General features: G+C 54.2%; 14 protein-coding genes. 10 read left to right on the forward strand and 4 right to left on the reverse strand.

What is annotated here, in order from left to right; genetic code table 11:
- Positions 1–236: 236 nt before the first annotated feature.
- Together yihI and hemN are read left to right on the forward strand one after the other, a co-directional pair.
- Positions 237–743, forward strand: a complete 507-nt coding sequence (yihI, locus tag CE636_RS15245; RefSeq protein WP_002882743.1) for a Der GTPase-activating protein YihI — start codon at positions 237–239, stop codon at positions 741–743.
- 188 nt (positions 744–931) lie between these two features.
- Positions 932–2,305, forward strand: coding sequence for an oxygen-independent coproporphyrinogen III oxidase (gene hemN, locus CE636_RS15255; RefSeq protein WP_004203620.1), 1,374 nt, complete (start codon positions 932–934; stop codon positions 2,303–2,305).
- A gap of 35 nt (positions 2,306–2,340) precedes the next feature.
- On the opposite strand, the gene CE636_RS28775 is transcribed toward hemN, so the two are convergent.
- The 4 genes from CE636_RS28775 to glnA form a co-directional block, all read right to left on the reverse strand.
- Positions 2,341–2,451, reverse strand: a complete 111-nt coding sequence (locus tag CE636_RS28775; RefSeq protein WP_004152951.1) for a YshB family small membrane protein — start codon at positions 2,449–2,451, stop codon at positions 2,341–2,343.
- Between the two features lie 110 nt (positions 2,452–2,561).
- Positions 2,562–3,971 carry a nitrogen regulation protein NR(I) gene (glnG, locus tag CE636_RS15260; RefSeq protein ID WP_002882749.1) on the reverse strand — a complete coding sequence of 470 codons (1,410 nt, stop codon included), beginning with the start codon at positions 3,969–3,971 and terminating at the stop codon, positions 2,562–2,564.
- 8 nt (positions 3,972–3,979) lie between these two features.
- Entirely contained in the window at positions 3,980–5,029 is a 1,050-nt protein-coding gene (gene glnL / locus CE636_RS15265) for a nitrogen regulation protein NR(II) (RefSeq protein ID WP_004203621.1), read from the reverse strand.
- Positions 5,030–5,217: 188 nt separating this feature from the next.
- A complete protein-coding gene (gene glnA / locus CE636_RS15270; protein ID WP_004203622.1) occupies positions 5,218–6,627 on the reverse strand; it encodes a glutamate--ammonia ligase in 1,410 nt (469 codons plus the stop codon).
- Positions 6,628–7,005: 378 nt separating this feature from the next.
- Here glnA and typA point away from each other — a divergent pair, with 378 nt between their 5' ends.
- The 8 genes from typA to fabY all read left to right on the forward strand — a co-directional run bounded on the left by typA (position 7,006) and on the right by fabY (position 15,102).
- A complete protein-coding gene (gene typA / locus CE636_RS15275; protein WP_002882755.1) occupies positions 7,006–8,829 on the forward strand; it encodes a ribosome-dependent GTPase TypA in 1,824 nt (607 codons plus the stop codon).
- A 199-nt stretch (positions 8,830–9,028) separates the two neighbouring features.
- On the forward strand, positions 9,029–9,739 hold the full coding sequence (locus CE636_RS15280) for a GntR family transcriptional regulator (protein ID WP_017899841.1): 711 nt from the start codon (positions 9,029–9,031) through the stop codon (positions 9,737–9,739).
- 7 nt (positions 9,740–9,746) lie between these two features.
- Positions 9,747–10,727, forward strand: a complete 981-nt coding sequence (locus CE636_RS15285) for a sugar phosphate isomerase/epimerase family protein (RefSeq protein ID WP_017899840.1) — start codon at positions 9,747–9,749, stop codon at positions 10,725–10,727.
- Between the two features lie 100 nt (positions 10,728–10,827).
- Positions 10,828–12,090: an MFS transporter gene (locus CE636_RS15290; protein ID WP_017899839.1), complete on the forward strand. Its 1,263-nt coding sequence runs from the start codon at positions 10,828–10,830 to the stop codon at positions 12,088–12,090.
- Between the two features lie 138 nt (positions 12,091–12,228).
- Positions 12,229–12,828, forward strand: coding sequence for a glucose-1-phosphatase (gene yihX, locus CE636_RS15295; protein WP_017899838.1), 600 nt, complete (start codon positions 12,229–12,231; stop codon positions 12,826–12,828).
- A complete protein-coding gene (locus CE636_RS15300; RefSeq protein WP_004203625.1) occupies positions 12,822–13,682 on the forward strand; it encodes a virulence factor BrkB family protein in 861 nt (286 codons plus the stop codon). The genes yihX and CE636_RS15300 overlap by 7 nt, the downstream gene beginning before the upstream one ends.
- Positions 13,679–14,116: a D-aminoacyl-tRNA deacylase gene (dtd, locus tag CE636_RS15305; protein WP_004203627.1), complete on the forward strand. Its 438-nt coding sequence runs from the start codon at positions 13,679–13,681 to the stop codon at positions 14,114–14,116. The genes CE636_RS15300 and dtd overlap by 4 nt, the downstream gene beginning before the upstream one ends.
- A gap of 44 nt (positions 14,117–14,160) precedes the next feature.
- A complete protein-coding gene (fabY, locus tag CE636_RS15310) occupies positions 14,161–15,102 on the forward strand; it encodes a fatty acid biosynthesis protein FabY (RefSeq protein WP_025999202.1) in 942 nt (313 codons plus the stop codon).
- The last annotated feature ends 6 nt before the right edge of the window (positions 15,103–15,108 follow it).

Genomic DNA, 15,108 nt, shown 5'->3' on the forward strand with positions numbered 1-15,108 from the left:
GTCAGGATGACGCGCGTTTTGGAAACGTTTCAAAGGGAAAAGGAAGAAACAGGGACCGTTGGACGCTAAGGGAAAGACAGGGTAAGTCGTTAGCGAACAGGGAAAGAAGAGCCCGTTAAGGGTGGTCAGTGAGGAAAAAGGCGACAGAGTAATCTGTCGCCTTTTTTCTTTGCTTGCTTTCTGCTAGATTCCGCCTCAATTCTATACTGAATAATACTGTCTGAAGATTACATACCATGAAAAAACCGACATCCGCCACCCGTGGCAAATCCGGCCGCAAGTCGCGTGAAGAGTTAAATCAGGAAGCTCGCGATCGCAAACGGCAGAAGAAACATCGTGGCCACGCGGCAGGAAGTCGCGCGAACGGCGGCGATGCGGCTTCAGCAGGTAAAAAACAGCGCCAGGCGCAAGATCCACGCGTGGGCAGCAAAAAACCCATCCCGCTGGGCGTGAGCGAAAGCAGCGCTCCAGCTCCCAAGCAGCATAAACCAAAGAGCGAGAAACCTATGCTTTCACCGCAGGCTGAGCTGGAGTTGCTGGAGAATGATGAGCGCCTGGACGCGCTGCTGGAACGTCTGGAAGAGGGCGGTACCCTGAATGCTGAAGAGCAGAGCTGGGTGGATGCCAAACTGGATCGCATTGATGAGCTGATGCAGCAGCTCGGCCTCTCTTACGATGACGAAGATGAAGAAGAGGAAGAGCGTCAGGAAGATATGATGCGTCTGCTGAAGGGTGGAAACTAACATTTGCATCCCATCGGATTCCCGGTACTGCTTATAACCCTTCTGGTTATATGTTATCTGCTGTGGTTATTCGTTAAACTACGACGGTTGTCGCGGCGTCAGAAATGGCTGCGCAACCGGCTCATGACCCGCGGTGCGGTGGGGCCGGGACGGCGTACCCGTCGGCGGCACCATCGGAAGGAGTGAGCATGTCTGAGCAGATAATCGACTGGGATCTGGCCCTGATCCAGAAATATAACTATTCCGGGCCGCGCTATACCTCGTATCCCACCGCGCTGGAGTTTTCACCACAATTCGGCGCGGCGGAATTCGATGCCGCTGTGGCCCGTTACCCACAGCGTCCCCTGTCGCTGTACGTGCATATCCCGTTTTGCCATAAGCTGTGTTATTTCTGCGGCTGCAATAAGATCGTCACCCGCCAGCAGCATAAGGCCGATCAGTATCTCGATCTCCTTGAACAGGAGATCATCCACCGTGCGCCGCTGTTTGCCAACCGTCAGGTTAAGCAACTGCATTGGGGAGGCGGCACGCCGACCTATCTCAACAAGGCGCAAATCAGTCGCCTGATGGATCTGTTGCGTACCCATTTTCATTTCAGCGCCGAAGCCGAGATCTCCATCGAGGTCGATCCGCGTGAAATCGAGCTGGATGTCCTCGATCATTTACGCGCTGAGGGATTCAACCGCCTGAGTATGGGCGTGCAGGACTTTAATAAAGAGGTTCAGCGTCTGGTTAACCGCGAACAGGACGAAGCGTTCATCTTTGATTTGCTCCGTCATGCGCGGGAGATTGGATTTACCTCGACCAATATCGACCTCATCTACGGCCTGCCGAAACAAACGCCGGAGAGCTTTGCCTTTACCCTGCAAAAGGTCGCCGAGCTCAATCCTGACCGCCTGAGCGTGTTTAACTACGCGCATCTGCCCACGCTCTTTGCCGCACAGCGCAAAATTAAAGATGCCGATCTGCCCTCCGCTGAACAGAAGCTGGAGATCCTCCAGGAGACCATCGGCTCGCTGACGGCGGCAGGCTATCAGTTCATCGGCATGGACCACTTCGCGCGTCCTGATGATGAATTAGCGGTCGCGCAACGTCACGGCGTACTGCATCGCAATTTCCAGGGCTACACCACTCAGGGCGATACCGATTTGCTGGGGATGGGCGTGTCCGCGATCAGCATGATTGGCGACAGCTACGCCCAGAACCAAAAAGAGCTAAAGCAGTACTACCAGCAGGTGGCAGAGCAAGGGAACGCCCTGTGGCGCGGGATCGCGTTAACCCGGGACGACTGTCTGCGTCGCGACGTAATTAAGGCGTTGATCTGTAACTTCCGTCTGGATATTGATGCAGTCGAAGCGCAGTGGGCCGTGGATTTTCAGTCTTATTTTGCTGAGGACCTGAAACTGCTGGCGCCGCTGGCGCATGACGGGCTGGTGGTGGTGGAGAGTAAGGCTATCCAGGTAACGGCGAAAGGCCGCCTGCTGATCCGCAACATCTGTATGTGCTTTGATGCCTATCTGCGGCAAAAGGCTCGGATGCAGCAGTTCTCAAGGGTGATTTAATGTTTTCCCCCTCTCCCGCAGGAGAGGGGGAACAATTAGCTGAACAGCCCGACCAGCGCAGCGCACAGAACGGCAGCGACTGCCGTTTGTGGTGTGTGACTCGCAGCGGCGCCGCTCGATATCATACTCACCAGTGATTCAAACATGATGCTCTCCCCTAATGCCGGGCACGATCATACTCAACCCATCGGAACAGTAAAGTACAAAATAGCAGCACTTTGCGCTGATCGGCTATTTTTCATCACGCCGTTTAACCCTACTCCATACCCAACTCTTTTAGCTTACGCGTCAGGGTATTACGACCCCATCCCAGCAGGCGCGCAGCCTCCTGTTTATGTCCCTGAGTATGACGCAGGGCGGTCGTCAGCAGCGTGCGTTCCATTTCGGGTTGCGCTTCTGAAAGCAAGTTTTGATGACCGGAACGCAGCGCCCGATCGGCCCACTGACCCAACAGCGTCGCCCAGCTGTCTGGCTGCATCTGCGTCGGGCTATCAGGAATGGTGGTCTCAAACAGTTCGCTCGGCAGATCCTGCGTCAGCACCTCCTGGCCGGCGGCCATGACGGTGAGCCAGCGACAGGTGTTTTCCAGCTGGCGAACGTTGCCCGGCCACGCCAGGCGGGTCAGCGCTGTCTCCGTTTCCGGATGCAGCTGTTTGGCTTCAACACCTAGCTCGCGGGCGGCAATCTGCAGAAAATGGCGGGCCAGACGAGGAATATCTTCCCGACGCTCGCGCAGCGGCGGCAAATGCACCCGGATCACGTTCAGGCGGTGGAATAAATCTTCACGGAATTTCCCCTCCTGCACCCGCTGCTCCAGATTCTGATGGGTGGCGGCGATGATCCGCACATCGACCTTCACCGGCGCGTAGCCGCCCACGCGATAAAACTGGCCATCCGCCAGAACGCGCAGCAGACGAGTCTGGACATCCAGCGGCATATCGCCAATTTCATCCAGGAACAGCGTGCCGCCGTCAGCCTGTTCAAAGCGACCCTGACGGACGGTATTGGCGCCGGTAAAGGCCCCTTTTTCATGGCCGAACAGCTCGGACTCAATCAGGTCCTTGGGGATCGCCGCCATATTCAGCGCGATAAACGGCGCTTTTGAGCGCGGGCTATGGCGATGCAGGGCATGAGCGACAAGCTCTTTACCGGTACCGGATTCGCCATTGATCAGCACGCTGATGGATGAGCGCGACAGACGGCCAATAATGCGAAAGACATCCTGCATGGCCGGCGCCTCGCCAATGATATCGGCGGTGGGGCTGCTTATCGGCGCATTTCGCGGCTGCTGCTGCTCCTGATAGTGGCTAATCGCCCGGTCGACGAGGGCGACAGCTTCATCGATATCAAAAGGTTTGGGCAGATAATCAAACGCGCCCTGCTGATAAGCGCTGACCGCGGCGTCCAGATCGGAATGCGCGGTCATTATGATGACCGGAAGCATCGGATGACGCTGCTTAATCTGTTTGAGCAGCGCCAGACCATCCATTCCCGGCATACGGATATCTGACAGCAGTACATCCGGGGTTTTGGTGGTGAGGGCATCTAGCACCTCATTGCCGCTTTCGAACGTTGTGCAGCTCAAGCCGGCTCCGGTGAGCGCGCGTTCAAGCACCCAGCGGATGGAGCTATCGTCATCAACGATCCAGGCTATCCCTCGTTGCATAAACACCTCTACTTCCGAATAGGCAGGTATACCGAAAATTCGGTATGACCCGGCCAGCTGGTGAATTCAATTTTGCCGGAGTGCTGATCGATAAGGCTGCGGGCGATAGATAAGCCCAGGCCAGTACCGCCTTCGCGGCCGCTGACCATCGGATAAAACAACGTATCCTGGAGCTGGGGCGGAATACCCGGGCCATTATCTTCGACGTCAATACGGGCGGCGAGGCGATAACGCACCCCGTGCAGCGTCAGCTGGAAAGCGGTCCGGGTGCGGAGAACAATTTCGCCCCCTTCCGGCCCCAGCGCCTGCAGCGCATTACGGACGATGTTCAGCAACACCTGTTCAATTTGATCCGGGTCGTGGGGGAGCTCCGGCAGGCTGGGGTCGTAATCACGGATCAACTTCACGTTGTCCGGCAACTCCATCGAGACCAGTTTCACTACCCGTTCGGCGACCTTGTGGATGCTTTCGGTAACGTGCATGCCCGGATGCTGTGGGCCGAGCAGGCGATCGACCAGATTTCTCAGCCGGTCGGCCTGCTCGATGATCACTTTGGTATATTCCGTTAGCGCCGGGTCGGGCAGGGCTTTGCTGAGCAGCTGTGCCGCGCCGCGCAGGCCGCCTAACGGGTTTTTAATCTCGTGCGCCAGGCCGCGGACCAGATCGCGGGCGGCGACCTGCTGCGCGTGCTGCAGTTGCTCCTGGCTCAGGCGGCGCTGGTTATCCATCGGCGCCATTTCCAGCAGAATAAAGCCTTCCGGCAGCCGCTGGGCGGTCAGCGACAAAATATGCGAGCGGCCATCGATAACCAGCGTCACTTCGTTATCGGTAAAACCCTGGCCCGCCTGCAGACTCTCCTGCATCAGCCCAATATTTAATGAGAAATAGCTCAACAGCTCAGGTAACGGGGTGCCAAACAGCTTGCGCGAACTCTGCGCCAGCAACTGCTGCGCCGCAGGGTTGGCAAAGTGCACCGCCAGGTCATCATCGACCAGTAAGATACTGTTGATAAGAGAGTTGAGGATCTGCCCAGCATCGGGCAGTGTGCCTGTTGCCATTCGACAGTCTCCTGAAAAAGAGTGCACCAATTTAGTGCAGTATAGCTTTTTATCGGTAAAAAGCTCGCGAGATCAGCGTGTTGGTGGAGAAAAAAGCCCATCCTGAGATGGGCTGAAAGTTTCCACGGCAACAAAATATCCCGGGCATCCCGCGCCACAACACGACATACCCTGGATTTACAGCAAAATTAGACGCTGTAGTACAGTTCGAACTCAACCGGATGCGGAGTCATGCGTACGCGGTCGTTCTCTTCCAGACGCAGGGCGATGTAAGCATCGATAGCATCATTGGTGAATACGCCGCCAGCCGTCAGGAACTCGCGGTCAGCATCCAGGGCCTGCAGGGCTTCTTCCAGAGAACCGGCAACCTGCGGGATCTCTTTCGCTTCTTCCGGCGGCAGGTCGTACAGGTTTTTGTCCATTGCTTCGCCCGGATGGATTTTGTTCTTGATACCATCGAGGCCAGCCATCAGCAGCGCCGCAAAGCACAGGTACGGGTTAGCAGCCGGGTCCGGGAAGCGCACTTCGATACGACGCGCTTTCGGAGAGGTCACCACCGGAATACGGATGGAGGCAGAGCGGTTACGGGCAGAGTAAGCCAGCATAACCGGCGCTTCGTAACCCGGGACCAGACGCTTGTAGGAGTTGGTGGTCGGGTTCGCCAGGGCGTTGATGGCTTTAGCGTGTTTGATTACGCCGCCGATGTAGAACAGCGCCTGCTCAGACAGACCTGCGTATTTGTCGCCGGAGAACAGGTTAGTCCCGTTTTTCGCCAGAGACATATGGCAGTGCATGCCGGAGCCGTTGTCGCCGAACATTGGTTTCGGCATAAAGGTCGCGGTTTTACCAAAGCGGTGAGCGACGTTGTGAACAACGTATTTGTAAATCTGAATTTCGTCCGCTTTTTTGGTCATGGTGTTGAAGCGGGTTGCCACTTCGTTCTGACCTGCGGTAGCCACTTCGTGGTGGTGAGCTTCAACAACCAGGCCCATCTCTTCCATGATCATACACATGGTGGAGCGGATATCCTGAGAAGAGTCTACTGGCGGAACCGGGAAGTAACCCCCTTTCACGCCCGGACGGTGACCTTTGTTACCGCCTTCGTATTTGGTGGAGGAGTTCCACGCACCTTCGATATCATCGATCGCGACATGGGAGCCGGAGATAGAGGCGCCGAAACGGATGTCGTCGAACAGGAAGAATTCTGGTTCTGGCCCGAACAGGACGGTGTCAGCGATGCCGGTAGCGCGCAGGTACTCTTCAGCGCGTTTCGCGATGGAGCGCGGGTCACGGTCATAGCCCTGCAGGGTGCCTGGCTCGAGGATATCGCAGCGGATGATCAGGGTCGGTTCTTCGTAGAACGGGTCAATGACCGCGGTGGAAGCGTCCGGCATCAGGACCATGTCAGATTCGTTGATACCTTTCCAGCCACCAATCGAGGAGCCATCAAACATTTTGCCTTCTTCGAAGAATTCGGCATTTACCTGATGAGACGGAATCGTGACGTGCTGTTCTTTACCTTTGGTATCGGTGAAGCGCAGATCGACAAACTTCACTTCGTGCTCGTTCAGCATCGTCAAAACGTGTTCAGCGGACATACTTAAACTCTCCCGGATTGGTCATTGTCGTCGTGGTAACGAAAACTTCATACTGCTTAAAAGTGGCGTTGTTGCCTTAAAAAATATAAAGCGAAATCTGTGCCAACTTTTAAATGCCCCATAAAACGCTGTATCATGCGCACCATAGTGCAAAAGGACTGCACCATGATGGAGATAATGCACCAAAATAGTGCCTCGGTGTGAACATTGAGCACCATTTTGGTGCAATTTTTGTTACGGTGCCCTTTTATCGCTCCGTGAAAGCGGTCACAAAGAAACTCTGCAATACTTGTTTGCGGAGGATGTTTGTGATCCTGTTCAGTCCTTCGCTTAATACGTGTACAATAACGCGCTATTTCTAATGCCTGAGGCAAAGTTGTGATCGAAAATCTGCGTAATATCGCCATCATCGCGCACGTTGACCATGGTAAAACTACCCTGGTTGACAAGCTGCTACAGCAATCCGGTACGTTCGACGCACGTACTGAAGCACAAGAACGTGTGATGGACTCCAACGATTTGGAGAAAGAGCGTGGGATTACCATCCTCGCGAAAAACACCGCAATCAAATGGAATGATTACCGTATCAACATCGTTGATACCCCTGGGCACGCCGACTTCGGAGGTGAAGTTGAGCGTGTTATGTCCATGGTTGACTCTGTGCTGCTGGTGGTAGATGCCTTTGATGGCCCGATGCCGCAAACGCGCTTCGTGACCAAAAAAGCTTTTGCCCACGGTCTGAAGCCGATCGTGGTCATCAACAAAGTTGACCGCCCGGGCGCGCGTCCGGACTGGGTTGTCGATCAGGTGTTCGACCTGTTCGTTAACCTCGACGCGACCGACGAACAGCTGGACTTCCCGATCGTTTACGCGTCCGCGCTGAACGGTATCGCGGGTCTGGACCACGAAGACATGGCTGACGACATGACCCCGCTGTACCAGGCGATTGTCGATCGCGTGCCGGCGCCGGACGTTGACCTTGACGGTCCGCTGCAGATGCAGATCTCCCAGCTGGACTACAACAACTACGTTGGCGTCATCGGCATCGGCCGCATCAAACGCGGTAAAGTGAAGCCGAACCAGCAGGTCACTATCATCGATAGCGAAGGCAAAACCCGTAACGGTAAAGTCGGTAAAGTGCTGACTCACCTGGGTCTTGAGCGTATCGAGAGCGACGTAGCTGAAGCTGGCGACATCATCGCGATCACCGGTCTGGGCGAGCTGAACATCTCCGACACCATCTGCGACCCGCAGAATGTCGAAGCGCTGCCGGCCCTGTCCGTTGATGAGCCGACCGTTTCCATGTTCTTCAACGTCAACACCTCTCCGTTCTGCGGTAAAGAAGGTAAGTTCGTTACCTCTCGCCAGATTCTGGACCGCCTGAACAAAGAGCTGGTGCACAACGTGGCGCTGCGCGTTGAAGAAACCGAAGACGCTGATGCGTTCCGCGTTTCCGGCCGTGGTGAACTGCATCTGTCCGTTCTGATTGAAAACATGCGTCGCGAAGGTTTCGAGATGGCGGTTTCCCGTCCGAAAGTTATCTTCCGTGAAATCGATGGCCGTAAACAAGAGCCGTTCGAGAACGTGACGCTGGACGTCGAAGAGCAGCACCAGGGTTCTGTTATGCAGGCGCTGGGCGAGCGTAAAGGCGACCTGAAAAACATGAATCCGGACGGAAAAGGCCGCGTACGTCTCGACTACGTGATCCCAAGCCGCGGTCTGATCGGCTTCCGTTCAGAGTTCATGACCATGACCTCCGGTACCGGTCTGCTGTACTCCACCTTCAGCCACTACGACGACGTTCGTCCGGGCGAAGTGGGCCAGCGTAACAACGGCGTGCTGATCTCCAACGGTCAGGGTAAAGCGGTAGCGTTCGCGCTGTTCGGCCTGCAGGATCGCGGTAAGTTGTTCCTCGGTCACGGTGCGGAAGTTTACGAAGGCCAGATCATCGGTATTCACAGCCGTTCTAACGACCTGACGGTAAACTGCCTGACCGGTAAGAAACTGACCAACATGCGTGCGTCCGGTACTGACGAAGCCACGGTTTTGGTTCCGCCGGTTAAGATGACCCTGGAGCAGGCTCTGGAGTTCATCGATGACGACGAACTGGTAGAAGTCACTCCGACCTCTATCCGTATTCGTAAACGTCACCTGACCGAGAACGACCGTAAACGCGCAATGCGCGGTGCAAAAGAAGAGTAATTGATTCTTCTTGCTGTTCGCTAAACCCCGCCTCTCCGGCGGGGTTTTTTTATGGGTGAGATCTGACAATCGCTGCGCTAACCCGGGGCCTCCAGGAGACCCTGGTCACATTTATACCTAAAGTTTGTCCGAGGAATTGCTTTCTTTTTTTGCAGAAGAGTAAGATGAGTTATCTGGTTTAAACCAAATGGATTAAACAATGACTGAAAATCTTTCTACTGTCGAAAATGCAAAAGAGAAACTGGATCTGTGGCTTAAGCAAGGGCTGACGGCTGCGGGTGGAAAACTGCCTTCAGAGAGAGAGCTTGGCGAACTGCTGGGGATCAAACGCATGACGCTGCGTCAGGCGCTGCTCAGCCTGGAAGCGGAATCGAGGATCTTTCGTAAAGACCGGAAAGGATGGTTTGTCGCGCAGCCGCGTTTTAACTACAGTCCTGAGCTCCCCGCGAGCTTTCAGCGGGCCGCCATTGAGCAGGGAAGAGAACCCTCGTGGGGCTTTATTGAAAAACAGCGAACCCGAGACTATCCCGACGCCGCTAAACCCCTGCTGGATGTCACTCCGTCTGATGATTTATATCTGGTCACCGGCTGGGGAGCGTTGGAAGGGCATAAAGTTTTCTACCACGAGACTTTTATCAACCCTAACGTCGCGCCAGATTTTATTGACCGGTTGAAGAACCAGTCTTTTTCCTCCGTCTGGGAGCGTGAATATCATAAGCCTGTGGTGATAAAAAAACTGGCTTTTAGACCCGTCAGAATGTCGGGCGATGTGAGCAAATTCATCGGTGGCTCTGCAGGTCTGCCGGCTATTCTGATAGAAAAACACCGTGCCGATAGTGCCGGCAATATTGTGCAAATAGATCTCGAATACTGGCGATTTGAGGCTGTGGATCTGTTTATTAACTTGTAGGTATTTTATGGTCACTAAAGATAACGCCGGGAAGATCCTTTCCCGTATTGATAATATACCACTCTACCTTCATGCTTATGCCTATCATTTGAATATGCGGCTTGAACGTATTTTACCTAATGATTTACTGACCATTGCAGATAGTCTGCATTTAAAGGGTGTGAAAATACACGTTCTTGATGGTGAGCGTTATTCGCTGAGCAATATGAATGATGCCCAGTTAGCCGGGTTTGCTGACAAAGCGAAAGCGTTGCAGCTGGATATTCACATCGAAACCAGCGCCTCCGATAAACAGACCATCGATCAGGCCGCGACTATCGCTTTAAAAACAGGAGCGACTTCCGTTCGTTTTTATCCGCGTTATGAAGGCCATTTACATGACGTAATGGAAAAAATTTCAGCAGATATTCAATACATTAAAAAGGCTTATAGCCATACCGGCCTGACCTTCACCCTTGAGCAACATGAAGATCTCAAAAGCGCTGAACTGGTGAATTTAATTAAACAAAGCGAGATGCCATCGCTATCGCTCCTTTTTGACTTCGCCAATATGATCAACGCTAATGAGCGACCGCTTGAGGCGTTAGCGTTGATGTCACCTTACATTACGCAGGTTCATATCAAAGACGCTTGTATTATTACTGAGAACGGTGGGCTTGGGCATCGGGCCTGTAATTCAGGCCAGGGCGATATGCCGTTTAAGGCGCTGCTGACGGAATTAATTTGTCTTGGTGATGATCATCCGCAGGTCATGGCATACGGTCTGGAAGAAGAAGTGGATTACTATGCCCCCCCGTTCCGTTTTGCCTCGGAGGGGGACAACCCGTGGATCCCCTGGCGACAAATGAGCGAAACCCCACTGCCAGACGCCGATCAGCTTGAAGCGCGACTGCTAAAAGAAAAAGAGGATGCGATAGCGCAGCTCCATTATGTCAAAGAGACGTTGCAGAGAATAAAAGACGAAGCGCTTACGGCGCTGGCACACTAAATTTACTAATAATTCGTTATGCCGGGACATCATTTTTAATAAATGATGATGGTCTGTTATTTTCCTTAAACCAAATGATGTTCAATCATTAGGGGAACTTATGCTCACAAAAAAGAAATGGGCTATATTCAGTTTATTAACCCTGTGCGGTGGCACCATTTATAAACTGCCTTCTCTGAAAGATGCTTTTTATATTCCGATGCAGGACTATTTCCATCTGACTAATGGCCAGATAGGCAATGCCATGTCGGTGAACTCCGTGGTGACCACGATTGGTTTTTTCCTGTCAATTTACTTTGCCGATAAACTGCCTCGCCGCTACACCATGTCGCTATCGCTGATTGCGACAGGCTTGTTGGGGATCTATCTGACGACTATGCCAGGCTACTGGGGAATTCTCTTTGTTTGGGCTCTCTTTGGCGTTACCTGCGACATGATGAACTGGCCGGTGCTATTAAAGTCGGTAAGCCGGTTGGGCAACAGCGAACAGCAGGGGCGTTTGTTTGGTTTCTTTGAGACCGGGCGGGGGATTGTCGACACGATTATTGCTTTCTCTGCCCTGGCTATTTTCACCTGGATTGGCAGCGGTTTGCTGGGGTTTAAAGCCGGGATCTGGTTCTACGCTCTGATCGTGATTGTTGTCGGGATCATGCTGTTTTTTATGCTGAAAGAAAAGGATGAGGATGCGCCTGAGAAAGCTACCGTCGACAGCGCCACAGAGAAAAGTAGCATCTCTTCGGTCTTAAAAGATAAAACCATCTGGCTTATCGCGTTCAACGTCTTCTTTGTTTATGCGGTTTACTGTGGGCTCACTTTCTTTATTCCCTTCCTGAAAAATATCTACCTGTTGCCGGTGGCGCTGGTGGGCGCCTACGGCATCATTAACCAGTATTGTTTGAAAATGGTGGGTGGGCCGATTGGCGGCCTGATAGCCGATAAAATCCTCAAGTCGCCAAGCAAATATCTCTTCTATACCTTCTGTGCCAGCACCGTAGCCCTGGTGGCGTTAATATTGCTGCCCCACGAAAGCATGCCAGTCTACCTCGGCATGATCTGCACCCTGGGATTTGGCGCAATTGTGTTTACCCAGCGAGCGGTCTTCTTTGCCCCGATCGGTGAAGCCAACATCGCGGAGAACCGGACCGGCGCCGCCATGGCGCTGGGGAGTTTCGTTGGCTACGCACCGGCCATGTTCTGCTACAGCCTGTATGGCTACATTCTCGATCTCAACCCTGGTCTGACAGGCTACAAGATAGTCTTTGGCATCATGGCGTGCTTTGCGCTCTGTGGCGCGTTCGTTTCGGTCATGCTGGTTAAACGCATTCGCGGTGGCAGGAAAACGCTGCGCGCTGCGACAGAATAACCGCCAGCCTGATTCTGCTTATTCAAAGCCGCATTATGCGGCTTTGTTCGCGAGTGGCTTGTTGTTTCAGGTTTATGCATAGTCAAACCTCATCTTTCCCGCTAAAGTTAATTTTCCACGGCGCGGAAGGAGACGAAAATGCTCTATATCTTTGATTTAGGTAATGTGATTGTCGACATTGACTTCAACCGGGTATTGGGGGCCTGGAGCGATTTAACCCGCATCCCGCTGGCGACGCTGAAGCAGCATTTCACCATGGGAGAGGCTTTCCATCAGCATGAGCGCGGCGAGCTCAGCGATGAAGATTTTGCCGCCGCCATGTGTCATGAAATGAATATGTCCCTCAGCTATGAGCAGTTTGCTCACGGCTGGCAGGCGGTGTTTGTCGCGCTGCGTCCGGAAGTGATTGCGATCATGCAAAAACTGCGTGCCCAGGGCCATCGCGTGGTGGTGCTCTCAAATACCAATCGTCTTCACACCACGTTCTGGCCGGATGAATACCCGGAAGTGCGCGCTGCCGCCGATCGCATCTATCTGTCACAGGAGATGGGAATGCGTAAGCCTGAAGCGCAAATTTATCAGCGAGTACTGGAAGAAGAGGGCTTTTCCGCCGCAGATACGGTCTTTTTTGATGATAACGTCGATAATATAGCAGGGGCTAACCGGTTGGGGATCACCAGCATTCTGGTGACCGGGAAGAAGACCATCCCTGACTATTTCGCGAAACAGCTATGCTAAGAACCGTTCATCAAAAATTACTCCACCATACCCGGCCGCTGCTGGCGTGGCTAAAGCTGCTGTGGCGGCGTATTGATGAAGACCATATGACGACCCTGGCGGGGAACCTCGCCTATGTGTCATTACTGTCCCTGGTGCCGCTGATTGCCGTCGTGTTCGCGCTGTTTGCGGCCTTTCCCATGTTCTCCGAAGTCAGCGTGCAGATCCGCCATTTTATTTTCGCCAATTTTATTCCGGCGACCGGGGATGTGATCCAGGGGTATATCGAGCAGTTCGTCGCCAATTCCAGCCGCATGACCGCCGTAGGCGCCTTTGGCCTGATCGTCACCTCGCTGCTGCTGATGTACTCGATCGACAGCGCGCTAAACACCATCTGGCGCAGCACGCGCAGTCGCCCCAAAGTTTACTCCTTTGCCGTTTACTGGATGATCCTGACCCTTGGTCCGCTGCTGGCGGGCGCCAGCCTGGCGATCAGTTCCTATCTGCTGTCGCTGCGCTGGGCAAGCGACCTGGACGGCGTAATTGATAATCTGCTCCGCCTTTTCCCGCTGATCCTCTCCTGGGCGGCATTCTGGCTGCTCTACAGTATTGTACCCACCACCCAGGTACGTAACCGCGACGCGGTGATCGGGGCGCTGGTGGCGGCGCTGCTGTTTGAGGCAGGTAAAAAAGCGTTTGCCCTCTATATCACCACCTTTCCGTCCTATCAGCTCATTTATGGCGTGATTTCGGTGGTGCCGATTTTGTTCGTCTGGGTGTACTGGACCTGGTGTATCGTCTTGCTTGGCGCTGAAATTACTGTCACTCTCGGTGAATACCGCAAACTTAAAACAGAAGAAACAGAACAACCATGATTGCATTAATTCAACGCGTATCCCGTGCAAGCGTTACCGTGGCGGACGAGGTGACGGGCGAAATTGGCCCGGGGCTTCTGGTGCTGCTGGGGGTCGAAAAAGACGATGATGAACAAAAAGCGAATCGCCTCTGCGAGCGCGTGCTGGGCTACCGCATCTTCAGCGATGCGGAGGGGAAAATGAACCTGAACGTTCAGCAGGCGGGCGGCAGCGTGCTGGTGGTTTCGCAATTTACGCTGGCGGCGGATACCGAGCGGGGAATGCGGCCAAGCTTCTCGAAAGGCGCCGCTCCTGACCGCGCTGAGGCGCTGTATGAGTATTTCGTCGCCCGCTGTCGCCAGCAGGAAATGAACACCCAGACCGGAAGATTCGCTGCGGATATGCAGGTTTCTTTGGTCAATGATGGTCCCGTGACCTTTTGGTTGCAAGTATGACCCAGCTTCCGGGCAGGCTGCGGGTAACAAAAGAGAGTACGACTATGTATCACCTTCGTGTACCGCAAACAGCAGAAGAGTTAGAGAGCTACTATCAGTTCCGCTGGGAGATGCTGCGTAAGCCGCTGCATCAGCCTAAGGGTTCGGAACGTGACGCCTGGGATGCGATGGCGCATCATCAGATGGTGGTGGATGAAGAGGGCAACCTGGTGGCTGTCGGCCGGCTATATATCAATGCAGAGAATGAAGCCTCCATTCGCTTTATGGCCGTTCATCCCTCGGTGCAGGATAAAGGGCTGGGTACGCTGATGGCGATGACCCTGGAGTCCGTCGCGCGTCAGGAAGGGGTTAAGCGGGTCACCTGTAGCGCTCGCGAAGATGCGGTGGAGTTTTTCGCCAAGCTCGGCTTTATCAATCAGGGGGAGATCACCACCCCGACCACCACGCCGATCCGTCATTTCCTGATGATTAAGCCGGTCGCATCGCTGGACGACATTCTCCACCGTGGCGACTGGTGCGCGCAACTACAGCAGGCGTGGTATCAGCATATCCCGCTGAGTGAAAAAATGGGCGTGCGCATCCAGCAGTACACCGGGCAGAAATTTATTACCACCATGCCGGAAGCGGGAAATCAGAATCCGCACCACACGCTGTTTGCCGGCAGTTTGTTCTCGCTCGCTACCTTAACCGGATGGGGGCTTATCTGGCTGATGCTGCGCGAGCGGCACCTGGGGGGCACCATCATTCTGGCGGATGCGCATATCCGCTACAGTCAGCCCATTAGCGGCCGCCCCAGCGCCATCGCCGACCTCGGTTCGCTGAGCGGCGATCTCGACCGTCTGGCGCGTGGGCGTAAAGCCCGCGTGCAAATGCAGGTGGAGCTTTTTGGCGACGATAAACAGGGCGCCGTTTTCGAGGGGATCTACATCGTGCTGCCGGCGAAGCCCTTTGGCTCTTACGAAGAGGGCGGCAACGAGGAAGAGTAAGCCGCG

Source organism: Klebsiella sp. LY, assembly GCF_004010915.1.
GTDB lineage: Bacteria > Pseudomonadota > Gammaproteobacteria > Enterobacterales > Enterobacteriaceae > Klebsiella > Klebsiella quasipneumoniae.

Bases quoted from the DNA above. Each gene is read 5' to 3' on its own strand.
- yihI (WP_002882743.1), top strand. From the start codon at position 237: ATGAAAAAACCGACATCCGCCACCCGTGGCAAATCCGGCCGCAAGTCG.
- hemN (WP_004203620.1), top strand. From the start codon at position 932: ATGTCTGAGCAGATAATCGACTGGGATCTGGCCCTGATCCAGAAATAT.
- CE636_RS28775 (WP_004152951.1), bottom strand. From the start codon at position 2,451: ATGTTTGAATCACTGGTGAGTATGATATCGAGCGGCGCCGCTGCGAGT.
- glnG (WP_002882749.1), bottom strand. From the start codon at position 3,971: ATGCAACGAGGGATAGCCTGGATCGTTGATGACGATAGCTCCATCCGC.
- glnL (WP_004203621.1), bottom strand. From the start codon at position 5,029: ATGGCAACAGGCACACTGCCCGATGCTGGGCAGATCCTCAACTCTCTT.
- glnA (WP_004203622.1), bottom strand. From the start codon at position 6,627: ATGTCCGCTGAACACGTTTTGACGATGCTGAACGAGCACGAAGTGAAG.
- CE636_RS15280 (WP_017899841.1), top strand. From the start codon at position 9,029: ATGACTGAAAATCTTTCTACTGTCGAAAATGCAAAAGAGAAACTGGAT.
- CE636_RS15285 (WP_017899840.1), top strand. From the start codon at position 9,747: ATGGTCACTAAAGATAACGCCGGGAAGATCCTTTCCCGTATTGATAAT.
- CE636_RS15290 (WP_017899839.1), top strand. From the start codon at position 10,828: ATGCTCACAAAAAAGAAATGGGCTATATTCAGTTTATTAACCCTGTGC.
- yihX (WP_017899838.1), top strand. From the start codon at position 12,229: ATGCTCTATATCTTTGATTTAGGTAATGTGATTGTCGACATTGACTTC.
- CE636_RS15300 (WP_004203625.1), top strand. From the start codon at position 12,822: ATGCTAAGAACCGTTCATCAAAAATTACTCCACCATACCCGGCCGCTG.
- dtd (WP_004203627.1), top strand. From the start codon at position 13,679: ATGATTGCATTAATTCAACGCGTATCCCGTGCAAGCGTTACCGTGGCG.
- fabY (WP_025999202.1), top strand. From the start codon at position 14,161: ATGTATCACCTTCGTGTACCGCAAACAGCAGAAGAGTTAGAGAGCTAC.